The sequence below is a fragment of the Burkholderia sp. MSMB2157WGS genome (assembly GCF_001532755.1).
Taxonomy (GTDB): domain Bacteria; phylum Pseudomonadota; class Gammaproteobacteria; order Burkholderiales; family Burkholderiaceae; genus Burkholderia.
The window spans coordinates 21,379-36,363 of sequence record NZ_LPJG01000002.1 but is presented as its reverse complement, the minus strand read 5'-3'; the positions used below and the strand labels follow the sequence as shown (position 1 = coordinate 36,363).

Genomic DNA, 14,985 nt, shown 5'->3' with positions numbered 1-14,985 from the left:
CGGCCGCGTGCGCACGCGCATGCGGCCGCCCGTTTTTCCCGGCCGTGCGTCGCGCGGCCCCTTACCTTATCGACGAACCTTCCGATGCGCCCCTTCTGGATCGAACAAGCGCTGTTCAACGACGGCGATCTCGCCCCCGCGCTGCAAGGCGCGACGCAGGCCGACGTGTGCATCGTCGGCGGCGGCTACACGGGCCTCTGGACCGCGATCCAGGCGAAGCAGCAGCACCCCGCGCTCGACATCGCGATCCTCGAAGCCGACCTGTGCGGCGCCGGCGCGAGCGGGCGCAACGGCGGCTGCCTGCTCACCTGGTCCGCGAAATTCCTGACGCTGCGGCGTCTGTTCGGCGAAGCCGAGGCGATCCGGCTCGTGAAGGCGTCGGAAGCGGCGGTGCAGCACATCGCCGATTTCTGCCGCGCGCACGACGTCGATGCCGAATTGCGGCTCGACGGCACGTTGTACACCGCGACGTCCCACGCGCAGGTCGGTACGCTCGCGCCGGTGCTCGACGCACTCGCCGCGTGCGGCATCCACAGCTACGAGCCCCTGCCGCCCGCCGAAGTCGCGCGCCGCTCGGGCTCCGCGCGCAATCTCGACGGCGTCTACTCGCCGATCGCCGCGACCGTGCATCCCGGCAAGCTCGTACGCGGGCTGCGCCGCGTCGCGCGCGCGATGGGCATCCGCATCTACGAACGCACGCCGATGCTCGACTTCACGCCCGGCCAGCCGGCCGTCGTGCGCACGCCGTCGGGCAGCGTCACGGCGGGCAAGCTCGTGTTCGCGATCAATGCGTGGATGGCGAGCCGTTTCCCGCAGTTCGAACGCACGATCGCGGTCGTGTCGAGCGACATGGTGATCACGGAGAAATGCCCCGAGCTACTCGAGCGGACCGGGCTCGTGGACGGCGTGTCGGTGCTCGATTCGCGGATCTTCGTCTACTACTACCGAACGACGGCCGACGGGCGCCTGATGCTCGGCAAGGGCGGCAACACGTTCTCGTGGCGCAGCCGCATCGCGCCGGTGTTCGACCGCCGCTCGCCGTACGAGGCGCAGCTCACACGGAGCCTGCGCGCGTTCTTCCCGTCGCTCGCGGACGTGCCGATCACGGCAAGCTGGAACGGGCCGTCGGATCGTTCGGTCACGGGCTTCCCGTTCTTCGGCCGCCTCGACGGCGCGCCGAACGTGTTCTACGGGTTCGGTTATTCGGGCAACGGCGTCGGGCCGACCTACATGGGCGGGCAGATCCTGTCGTCGCTCGTGCTCGGCCTCGACAACGCGTGGACGCGCAGCCCGCTCGTGCGCGGCCCGCTCGGCCATTTTCCGCCGGAGCCGATCCGCTACGTCGGCGCGCACGTCGTGCGCAACGCGATTCGCCGCAAGGAACGCGCGGAAGACGAGAACCGGCAGCCGTCGGTCGTCGATACGTGGCTCGCGAAATTGGCGAGCGCGGCGGGGAAGGCCGACAAGGCGTGACGATGCGTCGGCCCGAACGCGCAACGAAAAAGGGACGCGGCGACGCGTCCCTTTGCCGATACGCGGCAGCCCGCGCGAACATCGCCGACGCTTATGCGCCGGCCTTCTCCCGCGCCGCCTTGCCCGCCGCGGGCAACCCCTGCTCGTGCGTGCGGCGCATCCGCGCGAGGCCGTGCGCGACGTGCTCGCGCACGAGCGCGACGGCCTTTTCCTCGTCGCCGGCCGCGAGCGCCTGCACGATCTTGTCGTGCTCGGCCGCCGACACGGCGATCGCATCCTCCTCGGCCTCGATCGCCGCCTGACGCAGCAAGCCGAGCTGGCGCACGAGCCGCCGGTAGGTATCGGTGAGATGCGTATTGCCGACGCCGACGACCATCGCGTCGTGGAACTGCACGTTCAACTCGGTGTAGCGCGTGACGTCGTGCGCCTTCGCGGCGTCCTTCATCGACTGGATGATGCCCTTCAGCACCTTCAGCGTGTCGGGCGAGATACGCTTCGCGAGCGCGCGCGCGACCGATTCGTCGAGCATCGCGCGCACTTCGTAGATCTCCTCGGCCTCGCGCAGCGGCACGACGCGCACGGTCACGCCGCGGTTCTTCTCGTTGCGCAGCAGGCCGGCCTGCTCGAGCGCGCGGAACGCTTCGCGCACCGGGCCGCGCGACACGTTCAGCTTGGTCGCGATCTCGACTTCGTTGAGCTTCTCGCCCGGTGCGTATTCGCCGGAGACGATCGCGCGCTCGAGCATGTCCTGGACGATCATCGCGAGCGACTGGCTTTGCAGGAGTTCGATGGCGCTGAGCGCGTTCGGGGCAGTCATGGTCGGGGCAGCGGGCTGGGGTGAAACGACGGCGCCATATCGGCGAATGATCCTTGTATACCCTCACCCCGGCATATTGTCAACAGTTTTCAGTTTCCAAAACCCAACCCCGCGTGCCCGCACACGGGCTGCCCCCGGCCGGCATGCAACCGGCACGCGGCGCTCGCGCGATGCGGGGAACCGCCCCCGCTTCGCGCGACGCCGGCGCAGCCGTCAGGCCGTGCGCTTCACCGGGCCCGGATCGCTGTGGCTCGGCCGGCCCGTCTCGACGTGGCCCGCGAAGCGGCGCACGACCTTGTCGTCGCCGCCGCGCAGCGTGGTCGCGGTGATCGTCAGATCGTACCAGCCGTGGCTCGACGACAGCTCGAAGTGCTCTTCGACGCGCTCGCCCGGCTCCAGCGTGTAGGTGCGCGCCTGCGCTTGGCTGTACGCGTTGTCGACCGTCACGCGGCACGTCGCGCGCCCGCTGTTGCGCAGTTGCAGGTACACGTGACGGTTGCGCACGTCGTAGCCGATCTTCGCTTCGGGGTTCGCGTGGCGGCCGTCCGCGGCGAGCCGCGTGTTGCCCTGGAACTCGCACAGATAGCCGTTCGGGCCGTAGGCGGCCAGATGGTACTCGCCGCGCGCGGCCGACGTGCTCCACGTATCGACGAAGCGGTCGTGCGCGGACACCGCGTAGCGGCGCGGCGGCGTCGCCGGGTTGCGGCGGTCGTACACGTAGAACGCGGCACCGGCGTCGCCGGTGTTCGCGAAGTCGAGCGACACGGTATCGTCGTGCGCGCCCACGCGGCTGTGCACGAACAGCTCGTACGGCAGCGCACGCGCCGGACGCGTGCCGGGTTCCTGCGCCGGCATCGACTGCTGCGCGGGCACCTGGTACGCCTGGCCGGCCGTCGCGATGTGCTGCGGCACCGTGAAGCTCACCGTGCGCGTGTCGGGGCGCGCGGAAAAGTCGAACGCCGACGTGAGATCGCCGCAGATCGACCGGCGCCACGCGCTGATGTTCGGCTCCTTCACGCCGAAACGCGCTTCGAGGAAACGCAGCACCGACGTATGGTCGAACGTCTCCGAGCAGACCCAGCCGCCCTTCGTCCACGGCGAGATGATGATCAGCGGCACGCGCGGCCCGAGGCCGATCGGCTGGATGCCGCCCGGATCGGCGCCCGGCACGAGCGGGCTCATCTCGCCCGGGTACTTGTTCAGGTCGAGCAGCTCGTCGCCGAGGTTCGACAGCAGGTTCGACGACACGATGCCCTGGCCGCCCACGCCGCTCGTGACCGGCGGCACCGGCGGCACGACGTGGTCGAACAGCCCGTCGTTCTCGTCGTAGTTGAGGATGAACACCGTCTTCGCCCATACCTCGGGGTTCGACGTCAGCGCCTCGAGCACCATGTTGATGTAGAACGCGCCGTCGGTCGGCGACGCCTGCGGGTGCTCGCTGTACTTGTACGGCGACACGATCCACGACACCTGCGGCAAGCGGTTGGCCTGCACGTCGGCCTTCAGTTCCGCGAGCGTGTGGTTCGACGCGCCCTTGTCGACCAGCGGGCCGCTCGCGCCTTCCTTCACCTGGAAACGCTTGAAGAACATCAGCGAGTTGTCGGTGTAGTTGTCGGTCGGGTCGCCCGGGATGCCGGTGCCGCCCTGGTACACCTTCCAGCTGATCTTCGCGTCCTCCAGGCGTTCGGCGTAGGTCGTCCACGTGTAGCCGTTCACGTCGTTGCGCTCGCCGATGCCCGGGCCGTTCGGCGCGCTGCCGTAGACGTTGCGCGAGTCGACCGTGCCGGTCCACAGGTAGATGCGGTTCGGCGCGGTGTCCGCGTGCGCGGAACAGAAGTACGAATCGCAGATCGTGAACGCGTCGGCCAGCGCGTAGTGGTACGTGAGATCCTGGCGCTTCAGGTAGCCCATCGTCAGCACGTCCTGCTTCTGGTTCACCCACTGATCCCACTGGCCGTTGTTCCAGGACAGGTGCCCGCTGCTCCAGCCGTGGTTGGTGCCCGGCTGGAATTCGGTCGTCTGCTTCGGATCGAGATAGAACGGCAGCACGTACGGCGCCGACGGATCGAGCCCGCGCGAATGGTAGTTCTTCGTGAACACCGACGCCGGCGGCTGCTGCCACACCGGCGCGCCGTTCGGCAGCAGATGCGGACGCGGGTCGTCGAAGCCGCGCACGCCGCGCAGCCCGCCGAAGTAATGGTCGAACGAACGGTTTTCCTGCATGAAGATCACGACGTGCTCCACGTCGCGGATCGTGCCGGTGCGATAGGCGGCCGGCATCGCCAGCGCATTGCGGATCGCGGGCGGGAAGCCCGCATAGGCGGCCATCGCGCCGGCCGACTGCGCGGCGAGGCGCAGGAAATCGCGTCGATTGTTCGAGGACATGAAGAGAGCCTTGTGGTCGGAGGGAGTGGGGTCGCCGGGCGAGCGGGGCCGGCGTTTCTGCGTCGCCGTTATTACCCCGCACCGGCATGTCCCGGCCGTGACCGGTTCCTGCAGGTTTCTTGCGCTCATCCCCAGCTTTTTTTCGAAGCCGCGCACGACGCGCCTTTCATGCGGCCGACACATGCGTACGCTACGCTGACGCGCGATGAAGAGGGGGGAGAAGCCGACACGTGTTCGATCAGCTGAAGGCGTTCCATGCGACCGTCCGGCAGGGCAGCATCACGCGCGCCGCGCGCCACCTCGGCGTGAGCCAGCCGACGATTGCCGCGCAGATCCGGCAGGTCGAGCAGCTGTACGGCGTCGAGCTGTTCTACCGCAGCGGCCGCAAGCTCGAAGTGACCGAGACGGGCATCGAGCTGCTGCCGCTCGTCGAGAAGATGATCGCGCTCGAGGCGCAGGCCGACATCATGCTGCGCAACGTCGGCGGCCTGTTCGAAGGCCACCTGCGGATCGGCGCGACGGGCCCGTACTACATCATGGACGCGGTCGGCCGCTTCTCGAGCGCGCATCCGTCGATCGCGCTGACGTGCCGGATCGGCAACTCCGAGGAAATCCTGCAGGCGCTGCAGGAGTTCCGCATCGATCTCGCGGTCTCGTCGCAGCGCAACGACGCCGACGGCCTCGAACGCAAGGTCATCTCGACCGATCCGCTGGTGCTCGTCGTGCACCGCCGTCATCCGCTCGCGCGGTTCGATGCGATCGACCCGGCGCAGCTCGCCGACGTGCGACTGCTGATCCGCGAGGAAGGCTCGGTCACGCGCCGCTGCACGGAGACGATCCTCGCAACGGCCGGCGTCGCGGCCGCCTCGGTCGCCGAGATCGGCAGCCGCGAAGCGATTCGCGAGGCGATCCTGCATGGGGTGGGCGGCAGCCTGTTTCCGCGCGGCGAGGCCGAGCGCCATCCCGACCTGCGCGTGATCGCGCTGCGCGGTGTCGATACGACGATCGACGAATACGTGTACTACCTGAAAGCGCGCCGCCAGAGCCCCGCGATCGACGCGTTCCTCGCGTGCATCCTGCCGGACGACGGCGAAACCGCAGGCGCGGTCGATGCGGCCGAAACCGGACGAACGATGCGGCGGGCGAACGCGCGCTGAGCCGCCGCGCGTTCGCCGCCTCCGCACACTACGTGGCGCTTTTCCCGCGCCTTCCCTCGTTGCTTTCCTCGTGCCTTCCTTCTGTCGTGGCGCCGCGCGTCACTTCGGCAGCGCCGGAATCATCCAGGTCAGCACGTGCTGCTGCAGGAACACCAGCACGCCGAGCAGCAGCGTGAGGATCACGCTGTGCCAGAAGGTTCGCGCGAACACGACACCCTCCCGCCCTTTCAGGTCCGTCGTCGACACGCCCGTCGCGATGTTCTGCGGCGAGATCATCTTGCCCATCACGCCGCCCGACGAGTTGGTCGCGGCCATCAGCACCGGATCGAGGCCGAGCTGCCGGGCGGCGACGACCTGCAGGTTGCCGAACAACGCGTTGCCCGACGTGTCGCTGCCGGACAGGAACACGGCGATCCAGCCGAGCGACGCCGACACCAGCGGGAACAGCGCACCCGTCGACGCGACGCCGGTGCCGAGCGTGTAGCTGATGCCCGAGTAGTTCAGCAGGTACGCGAGCCCGACGATCATCATCACCGTGACGATCGCGATCCACGTCTGCCGCCACGTCTTCACCACGCATTCGACAAACGCGCCGGGGCCGGTGCGCGTCAGCGCGGCCGTGACGATCGCCGACACGAGGATCGCCGTGCCCGTGCCGAGCGGCTGGAAATCCCAGATCGCCGCATACGGCTTGTGGTACAGCGACACGTACACGGCGTTGTGCAGGCCGGGCCACTTGATCTTCACGTCGCCGATCGCCGCGATGTTCGCGTGCACCCAGACGATCACGACCACCGACACGACGAGCCACGGCAGCCAGCCGCCGAAGCCGGCGCGCGCGGCGCCGGCTGCCGCCGGCACGCTGCGCGCGAGCGCGTATTGCGGATCGGGCTGCGGCTTCCACAGCTGCAGGAAGCCGATCGTCACGATCAGCGACGAGAGCGACGACAGCACGTCGGTGAGCTGGTAGCCGAGGAAGTTCGACGTGACGAACTGCGCGATCGCGAAGCTGCCGCCGGACACGAGCAGCGCGGGCCACAGCTTCGCGATCGAGCGCAAGCCGCCGTATGCGCCGACCACGTAGAACGGCAGCAGCAGCGCGAAGAACGGCAACTGGCGGCCGACCATCTGCGCGAGCGTCGCGGGCGGCAGCGACGTGACCGCGCCGAGCACGGTGATCGGCACGCCGAGCGCGCCGAACGCGACCGGTGCCGTGTTGAACAGCAGCGTATAGGTGAGCGCTTCGAGCGCGGGAAAGCCGAGCGCGATCAGCAGCGCGCTGGTGATCGCGACCGGCGTGCCAAACCCGGAGATTCCTTCGAGCAGACAGCCGAACGAGAACGCGACGACGAGCAGCACGAGGCGGCGATCGTCGGGCAGGTTGTCGAGCATCCACTGCCGGAACTGGTCGAAGCGGCCGGACTTCACCGCGATGTTGTACAGCAGCAGCGCGTTGAAGACGATCCACATCACCGGCACGACCGCGAGCGCCATGCCGGCGCCGACCGCGTTGAACGCGAGCCCGGCCGGCATCCCCCACGCGCCGATCGCGACCGCGAGGCCCGCGACGAGCCCCGCGAGCGACGCCTGCCACGCGGGGCGGCGCAGCACGCCGAGCGCGATCAGCGCGACCGCGATCGGGATCGTCGCGACGAGGAACGACAGGAGCAGCGAATGGGCGACCGGCGTCAACGGTTGCGCGAAGACGATGCCGGGCGGTAGGGCGTCGGTGGGATTCATCGTGTCTCCAGATATCGACCCGAGTGGGCGCTTCAGCGCGTACCCGGATCCCATGCCTTGTGCGGCCGGCCCGGGTTCGCATGTCGATGCGCCGAGCTCGGTACAAGTCGATGTCCTGCAGTCGCGACCGCGATCGGGCGCTTGCGTACGCAACGACGTTGCGCGGCCAACCGATCGGTCGCTTAAAAGAGGTTAGGAGGCGCGACGCGCTTGTACAAGGGGGAGAAGCCCGATGCGGGCGAGCCCGTGCGGACCCGCCGCCGCACGATGGCAGGCTGATGGCGTGCCGCTGTCGCGTTCGACAGAAAACCCGTCGCAGCCGGCTCGCCGGTGGCCGCGCAATGTTGCGCGACCGGAAAAGGTGACTGCCAGCCGCGAGGATGTTTCGTTTGGCATCCGAAGCCTAGACTGGCTGCATCGTTTCCGGCCGCGCCGGCGATGGCGCGGCACCGGAACCCCACGGAGCAAACACGATGATGATGAAGAAACACGCGGCATGCGCGTTCGTGCTGATCGGCGCGGCGTTCGCCGCTCACGCGCAAGCCGCGTCGACGCTCACGCGCGCGCAGGTCCGCCAGGAGCTCGTGGAACTGCAGGCCGCCGGCTACCGGACGAGCCTCGCCAGCAGCCCCGACTTTCCGCGGAACATGCAGGCGGTCATGCAACGTGCGGCGCAGGCGCGCGGCGAGGGCGACGCTGCCGGTTACGGCGGCGATGGCCAGACCCATGCGGAATCGGCCGGGCCGGCGCTGCCGCGTGCGGCCGATCGCGGCACGTACGCCCATCACTGATCGTCGACGGAACGGAATTGCAATCGCATCGCGGCGCGGCGCACCGTGCGCCGGCCGCATGCGCGATCGTCACACGCTGAAGCGGTTCAGCGTATAGGCGCGATAGGCGGCGACGAACGCGTCGAACGATCCGGCCTCCTTCGCTTCGAGCTCGGCCTGCTCGGCCAGCGACTTCGCGGCGAGCGCCTGCTCGGTGCGCAGCGTCTCGGCCGACGGCGGATGCGCGCGGAAATGCGCGGCATGCGCTTCGCTCCGGGCGAGCGCGAACGCGAGGAACGACTGACCGTTCTCGCGCATCGTGCGCAGCACGCGCGCGGACGGCGTGCGCTCCGGATCGGCGAGCTTCTCGCGTTGCGCGGCAATCGCGCGCGCATGCTCGTCGCCGCCGCGAATGTCGTCGAGACGGCGGCCGACGATGTCGATATCGGCCATCAGCGCGTCCGCCCACGCCTGCAGCGCGACCGGCTGGCCGTCGCGCATCAGCGCGAGCCCCGGCTTGCGGCCATCCAGCGTCACGCTGCCGAAGTTCGCGTTCGCTTCCTTGTACGCGTCGCAGTCGAGCGGCGCGCTTTCGTCGAGCGCGCAGGCGAGCAGGAACGCGTCGAGGAAGCGCGCGGTCTCCAGTGCGATGCCGGTCGGTTCGAACGGATCGATGTCGAGACAGCGCACTTCGATGTATTGCACGCCGCGCGACGCGAGCGCGTGCAGCGGCCGCTCGCCAGAATACGTGACGCGCTTCGGCCGGATCGTCGAGTAGAACTCGTTCTCGATCTGCAGCACGTTCGTGTTGATCTGGATCCACTCGCCGTCGCGATGCGTGCCGATCGCCTCGTACGCCGGATACGGCTCGCTGACGGCCTTCGACAGCGCGTCGAGATAGCCGGGCAGCGTGTTGTAGTCGACGTGCAGCGCGGCCTGGGCCGTCGTGTTCGAGTAGCCGAGATCGCTCATCCGCAGGCTGGTCGCATACGGCCGGTACAGCGTATCGGCGTCGAACGTCTCGAGCGCGTGCGGCTTGCCGCGCAGGAACTTCGTGTCGAGCACGGGCGACGCGCCGAACAGGTACATCAACAGCCAGCTGCGGCGGCGGAAGTTGCGGATCAGCGCGAGATAGCGTTCCGACTGGTAATCGACGAGCGTCGCCGTCGATCCTTCTTCCGCATGCAGGCGCCGCCACACTTCCTCGTGCAGCGAGTAGTTGTAGTGGATGCCGGCGATGCACTGCATCGTGCGGCCGTAGCGATACGCGAGGCCGCGCCGGTACACCGTCTTCAAACGGCCGATGTTCGACGTGCCGTAGTCGGCGATCGGGATCTGGTCGTCGGCCGGCAGCAGGCCGGGCATCGAGTCGCTCCACAGCATCTCGTCGCCGAGCGACGCATAGACGTAGCGATGCAGATCGTCGAGGCGTTCGAGCGTGAGCGCGGCGTCGCGCTCCGCGGGCGTGATCAGTTCGATCAGCGCTTCGGAATAGTCGGTCGTCAGCGCCGGATGCGTGAGCGCCGAACCGAGCGCGCGCGGATGCGGCGTGAACGCGATCATCCCGTCGCGCGTCACGCGCAGGCTTTCCTTTTCGATGCCGCGCAGGCCGTCGGGCAGATGCTGCCGCGTCGGGCCCGAGCTCAGCGCGTCGAGGCGATTCAGCAGCAGTTCGGACTGGCGGTAAGTCATGGTGTTCGACATGGAGACGCAAGTGCGTGACGGCCGCGCGCAGAACGCCGCGCGCGGCCGGCTGGATTGTTGGTCGCTTCGTTGGTAGCGGGCACTTTAACATCTCGCCGGAACCCGCGCTTGAGGTGGCCGCGGGCACGGCGCGCGGGCCTGAGCGGGCCGTCGGACGGGCCGGGCGCGGTCGTCCCGGCCGGTATCGCCGGTTCCGAACGACGCCGATCGGCACGCCGGCCGGCGCCATTCGTCGGACGGAACGCGAACGACGAACGGATGGCGACAGGTGCAACCTCGCCGCCGCATGGATCGCGAAACGACGCGTGTGCACGCATCGCACGCGCGACGCCCGGCCGACGCCGGACGCGCGAACTCGCCATGACGCGCCGCGTCACGCCGGCGCTTGCCGCATGCCGGCGTCGTGTGCGCAACGGGTTGCAGCCCGGCCGCGTTGCGGTCGCGCCGGTGGCGGGCCGCCGCGCTTACCCGCCGCGCGCGCCGCCCGCCCGGTCGGCCACTTCGTTCCACAGATGCAGCGCCGCATACGCGCGCCACGGCCGCCAGCCTTCGGTGCGGCGCTTCTGGCTGGTGAGCCGGTCGAGCGCCGGGTCGCGCGCGGCGATCGACTGCATCAGCACGAGATCGGATGCCGGCCACGCGTCCGGGTCGCGCCACGCGCGCATCGCGATGTATTCGACGGTCCACGGGCCGATGCCGGGCAGATCGAGCCATGCGCTGCGCAGCGTCGCGAGATCGGCATGCGCGCGGTCGACCGGCACGTCGCCGGCCGCCACCGCGCGCGCCACGCCGGTCAGCGCCGCCACGCGCTTGCCGGGCATCCCGATCTTGTCGAGATCGCACGCGGCCAGCGCGTCGGGTGTCGGGAAACGCCACGCGGGCGCGCCGTCATCTTCATGAATCACGCGTTCGCCGGCCCGTTCGACGAGCCGGCCGACGATCGTCGTCGCGGCCTTCACGCTCACCTGCTGGCCGACGATCGCACGCACGGCCAGCTCGAATCCCGACCACGCGCCCGGCACGCGCAGCCCCGGCGCGGCCTCGACGAGCGGCGCGAACCACGGATCGCGCGCGAGCCCGCCGCCGATCGCGGCCGGATCGGCGCCGAGATCGAACATCGTCGCGACGCGTGCGGCGAATGCATCGTCGACGTGACGCGCGAGCGCCCCTTCGACGGTCGCGATCAGGCAATGCTTGCGCGGATGTTTCGCGACGGTGAGCCGGCCGGCAATGCCGTGCAGGTCGACGATGCGGCGATACACGCCGTCGGCGACCTGCTCGACGCCCGGAATCGCGCGCCCGCTGAAGAAGCGCAGCACGCGCACCCAGTCGTACGGCGCCTTGTAGCGCAGCTCCATCTGCGCGGACGGCGGCACTGGGCCGCCGTTCGCGAGGGACTTGATCGTCGTCGTCTCGATGCTCAAACCGCACTACCCTCCGTCTCGGCTTCGGCTTCGTCGTTGTCGTGGATATGACGCGCCTCGGCCGCGAGCAGCGTCGCCTTGCGGCGCACGCCCCAGCGATAGCCGGCGAGCGCACCGCCCTTTTGCACGACGCGGTGGCACGGAATCGCGAGCGCGACCGGATTCGACGCGCACGCGGACGCGACCGCCCGCACCGCGCGCGGCGAGCCGAGCGCCTCGGCGATCTCCGAATAGCTGCGCGTCTCGCCGTACGGGATATGCGTCAGCGCTTCCCACACGCGCTGCTGGAACGCGGTCGGCGCGATGTCGAGCGGCAGGTCGAATGCGTGCCGCGTGCCGTCGAGGTACGCGCGGATCTGCGTGACGAACGGCGCGAGCCGGGCCGGCGATTCGATCAGTTCGGCCCGCGCGAACGCGTCCTTCAGCTCGCCGACGAGCGACGCCGCGTCGTCGCCGAACGCGATCCGGCAAATGCCCTGTTCGGTGGCGGCGACGAGCACCGTGCCGAGCGACGTCGACGCGGTCGCGTAGTCGATCCGCAGGCCCGCACCCTGGCGGCGGAAGGACGACGGCGCCATCCCCAACTCGCGCGGCACCGACGCATAGAGCCGCGACGGCGAGTTGAAACCCGCGTCGACGGCCGCCTGCGTGACCGGCTGCCCGCTTTGCAGCGCCTGCCGCAGCGCGGCGCCGCGCTGCGCGGCCTGGTACTGCCGCGGCGACACGCCGACCACCCGCTTGAAGAGCCGCTGCAGGTGGAACGGGCTCACGTGCACCGCGTCGCTCAACTGCTGCAGCGTGAGCCGCTCGGCGTGCGCGTCGAGCACCGCGCACGCGCGATTGACGATTTCCAGCTCGCGCGGCAGCCCTTCCGGCTGGCAACGCTTGCAGGGCCGGAAGCCGGCCGCGCGCGCGGCCGCCGGATCGGCGAAAAAGGACACGTTCTCGCGGCGCGGCTGGCGCGACGCGCAGGTCGGGCGGCAGAACACGCCGGTCGTGCTGACGGCATAGAAGAACGCGCCATCCGCATGCGGATCGCGTTCGGTCACGGCGGCCCAGCGGGCCTCGTCGGTCGGATAGGCGGTTTTCATCTGAACCTCGCACTCTCTAGTGTAGACGGTGCCTACTCTAGACATCGGCACATGCCGTCGCGCCCTGAATCTTGCTCTGTGATTCGTGCCGATGAATCGGGGCCGTATCGTTAAAAATAAATCCGACGAAACGCACGCGACGGCCGCTCCCGCGTGGCTTTCGTCATCGTCGCGTCATCATTTTGCTGCAGTGCGGATGCGACAAATCGTCGTCCTGACGTTTTTTTGCAATCGGAATATTGCGTCGCACCATCGCCGTGTGTATAGTTGGAACTGTCTCCTCCATGTCTCCTCCTGATATGGATTAAGCCCGTTCCGCTCTGCGTGAACGGGCTTTTTTTCGTCCGTCGATTGTGCCGCGGTCCGGCCGGCAGCGCAGGCGCGATGCGTCTACACTCGATGCTCGTCGACTGCGAAGGAGTTCCCGCCCATGAAGCCCACCATCCGCGGAATCGATCACATCGTGCTGCGCGTGACCGACATGGCGGCAATGACACGCTTTTACTGCGACGCCGTCGGTTGCCATGTGGAGAAGGAGCAGCCCGACCTGGGCCTCGTGCAGTTGCGCGCCGGCGATGCGCTGATCGACCTGCTGGCGGTCGGCGGCCCGATCGACCGCCCCGACAGCGGCCCGCCCGGCACCGGGCGCAACCTCGACCACCTGTGCCTGCGGGTCGAGCCGTTCGACCCCGACGCACTGATCGCCCATTTCGCCGCGCATGGCGCGCGGCCGGAGGCGCCGGCGCAACGCTACGGCGCCGGCGGCTACGGGCCGTCGATCTACCTGTTCGATCCCGAAGGAAACATGGTCGAATTCAAGGGGCCGCCGGCCGCGCTCGGCTGAACGCGACCGGCGCGCGGGCCGTCACGCGTCGGCGCGCGCCTTCAGCACCGTCCACTCGACCGCGACCGGATCGTGATCGGCGCTCGAGATCCACGCGGCGCCGTCCTGCACCGTGCACTGAAGGCGCATCGTGCGCTCCGCGAGCCGCCCGAGCGCGGCCGCGACGCCGTCGGCGAGCGACAGCACCTGCACGTTGCGCAGCCGTTCGACCTTGCTGCGCACGCCCTGCCACCAGATATCCGATGTCTTGCCGCCGTAGGCGATCACCGTGACCTGCCCGGCACGGCCGGCCGCCTTCGAGATGCGCCGTTCGTCCGGCTGGCCGGCCTCGATCCATACGTCGATCGCGCCCGTCAGGTCCTTCTGCCACAGATCGGGCTCGTCGACGTCCGACAGCCCCTTGCAGAATTCGAGCCGCTCGTGCGCGAACAGCGCGAACGCGACGATGCGCACCATCATCCGGTCGTCGGTTTCCGACGGATGGCGCGCCACCGTCAGCGCGTGATCGGCGTAGTAATGCCGATCCATGTCGGCGATTTGCAGTTCGGCTTTGTAGATCGTGGATTTCAGCGCCATGCGGATGCGGCCCGGGCGGGCATTCGGTTCGGTCGGGCCGTGATGATACCGAATGCGTGCCGTCCGGCGTGCGGCATGCGCGATCCACAGCACAACGGCCCGGCATGGGCCGGGCCGTGTTCGATTCGCGCCGCCGGCCCGTCGGGCCGGCGCGCTCGCGCGTCCTGCGACGGCGCGGTGAGTGGACGGTTACTGCTTGACGAAGCGCGAATCGGTCCAGAGGCCTTGCTGGTCGCTGTTGTCGGCGCTGACGAACTGCACGTCGCCCTGGTCGACCGATACCACGCGGAAGCGCTGGCCTTCCGGCACCGACAGGCAGCGGAAGTCGTCGAAGTACTGCTGCTTCGCCTGCGACTTGCCGTCGCGTTCGTGACTCAGTACGGAGTCCAGATTGTCTTTCGACAGGCAGCCCCATGCGTTCTTCGTCAGCTGGATTTCCTGCTTCGGCTTGACGGCCGAATCGCCGCCGGCCTGGGCAATCGACACAGCGCAAAATGCGCCGACAAGGGCAAAAAGGACACCGGTACGCTTGATCATGTTCTGTCTCCAGGCTTGCGGGCACCAGGCTGGGTTAGCTATGTGTTTAAAGGTGATCGTGAACCCGCGTTTTTCACTTTAGAAGACCGGCAAACGATAGCAAGCACATTTGTTGTGCGACCGCAATAGCGGCGGATTGTCGCACCCCGTGCGCAGCCCGCTTATGGCGCGACGTACGCGAGCGGCACGGGCTGGCGAACGCGGCCCCGGCCCATGCCGCCGGGCGGAAAGCGTTACCCGGCAAGGCTTTCGGCAAAGTTACAGCGCGGCGATTGAACGGTTTGGATAATCCATTTCGCTATCCGGATCATTTTGATGCGTTGCACATAAAGTCGTCCGAAACGATTCGACTTTACCGCAGCGCGGAATCGCATTTACCTGAAACAAGAAAAATGCCAGATATAAGCGAATCCGTATTTATCCGGAGTTCCCCACATCCGTTCGGCGCCTGCGAAGCCCGTCGCAAG

General features: G+C 68.6%; 12 protein-coding genes. 4 read left to right on the top strand and 8 right to left on the bottom strand.

Annotated elements, in window-relative coordinates; translation table 11 throughout:
• The first annotated feature begins 84 nt into the window (after positions 1–84).
• A complete protein-coding gene (locus WT53_RS00625) occupies positions 85–1,473 on the top strand; it encodes an FAD-dependent oxidoreductase (RefSeq protein ID WP_059824674.1) in 1,389 nt (462 codons plus the stop codon).
• Between the two features lie 91 nt (positions 1,474–1,564).
• Here WT53_RS00625 and WT53_RS00620 read toward each other — a convergent pair whose 3' ends face one another.
• Together WT53_RS00620 and WT53_RS00615 are read right to left on the bottom strand one after the other, a co-directional pair.
• The gene (locus WT53_RS00620; protein ID WP_034208715.1) at positions 1,565–2,290 is read right to left on the bottom strand and encodes a phosphonate utilization associated transcriptional regulator; all 726 of its coding nucleotides are present in this window, start codon (positions 2,288–2,290) and stop codon (positions 1,565–1,567) included.
• A 213-nt stretch (positions 2,291–2,503) separates the two neighbouring features.
• Complete coding sequence (locus WT53_RS00615; protein WP_060258176.1) at positions 2,504–4,675, bottom strand: phosphocholine-specific phospholipase C; 2,172 nt, start codon at positions 4,673–4,675, stop codon at positions 2,504–2,506.
• 230 nt (positions 4,676–4,905) lie between these two features.
• On the opposite strand from WT53_RS00615, the gene WT53_RS00610 reads away from it, so the two are divergent.
• Positions 4,906–5,832, top strand: coding sequence for a LysR family transcriptional regulator (locus WT53_RS00610; RefSeq protein WP_060258172.1), 927 nt, complete (start codon positions 4,906–4,908; stop codon positions 5,830–5,832).
• Between the two features lie 99 nt (positions 5,833–5,931).
• Here WT53_RS00610 and WT53_RS00605 read toward each other — a convergent pair whose 3' ends face one another.
• The gene (locus WT53_RS00605) at positions 5,932–7,572 is read right to left on the bottom strand and encodes an L-lactate permease (RefSeq protein ID WP_034208718.1); all 1,641 of its coding nucleotides are present in this window, start codon (positions 7,570–7,572) and stop codon (positions 5,932–5,934) included.
• A 473-nt stretch (positions 7,573–8,045) separates the two neighbouring features.
• Between WT53_RS00605 and WT53_RS00600 the strand changes: the two genes are divergently transcribed.
• Positions 8,046–8,363 (top strand): DUF4148 domain-containing protein, encoded by a 318-nt coding sequence (locus tag WT53_RS00600; protein WP_034208719.1) that lies wholly within the window; start codon positions 8,046–8,048, stop codon positions 8,361–8,363.
• 69 nt (positions 8,364–8,432) lie between these two features.
• Here the strand turns inward: WT53_RS00600 and gshA are convergent, their stop codons facing one another.
• The 3 genes from gshA to ada all read right to left on the bottom strand — a co-directional run bounded on the left by gshA (position 8,433) and on the right by ada (position 12,561).
• Positions 8,433–10,046 (bottom strand): glutamate--cysteine ligase, encoded by a 1,614-nt coding sequence (gshA, locus tag WT53_RS00595; protein ID WP_060258169.1) that lies wholly within the window; start codon positions 10,044–10,046, stop codon positions 8,433–8,435.
• A gap of 464 nt (positions 10,047–10,510) precedes the next feature.
• The gene (locus tag WT53_RS00590; RefSeq protein WP_034208721.1) at positions 10,511–11,470 is read right to left on the bottom strand and encodes a DNA-3-methyladenine glycosylase; all 960 of its coding nucleotides are present in this window, start codon (positions 11,468–11,470) and stop codon (positions 10,511–10,513) included.
• Complete coding sequence (ada, locus tag WT53_RS00585; RefSeq protein WP_034208722.1) at positions 11,467–12,561, bottom strand: bifunctional DNA-binding transcriptional regulator/O6-methylguanine-DNA methyltransferase Ada; 1,095 nt, start codon at positions 12,559–12,561, stop codon at positions 11,467–11,469. Before ada ends, WT53_RS00590 begins: the two co-directional genes overlap by 4 nt.
• A 430-nt stretch (positions 12,562–12,991) precedes the next feature.
• Here ada and WT53_RS00580 point away from each other — a divergent pair, with 430 nt between their 5' ends.
• A complete protein-coding gene (locus WT53_RS00580; protein WP_034208723.1) occupies positions 12,992–13,405 on the top strand; it encodes a VOC family protein in 414 nt (137 codons plus the stop codon).
• Between the two features lie 21 nt (positions 13,406–13,426).
• Here WT53_RS00580 and WT53_RS00575 read toward each other — a convergent pair whose 3' ends face one another.
• Both WT53_RS00575 and sap1 read right to left on the bottom strand, forming a co-directional pair.
• Entirely contained in the window at positions 13,427–13,981 is a 555-nt protein-coding gene (locus WT53_RS00575; protein ID WP_006498691.1) for a YaeQ family protein, read from the bottom strand.
• A gap of 189 nt (positions 13,982–14,170) precedes the next feature.
• Positions 14,171–14,518, bottom strand: coding sequence for a surface attachment protein Sap1 (sap1, locus tag WT53_RS00570; protein ID WP_034208724.1), 348 nt, complete (start codon positions 14,516–14,518; stop codon positions 14,171–14,173).
• Between the last annotated feature and the right edge of the window lie 467 nt (positions 14,519–14,985).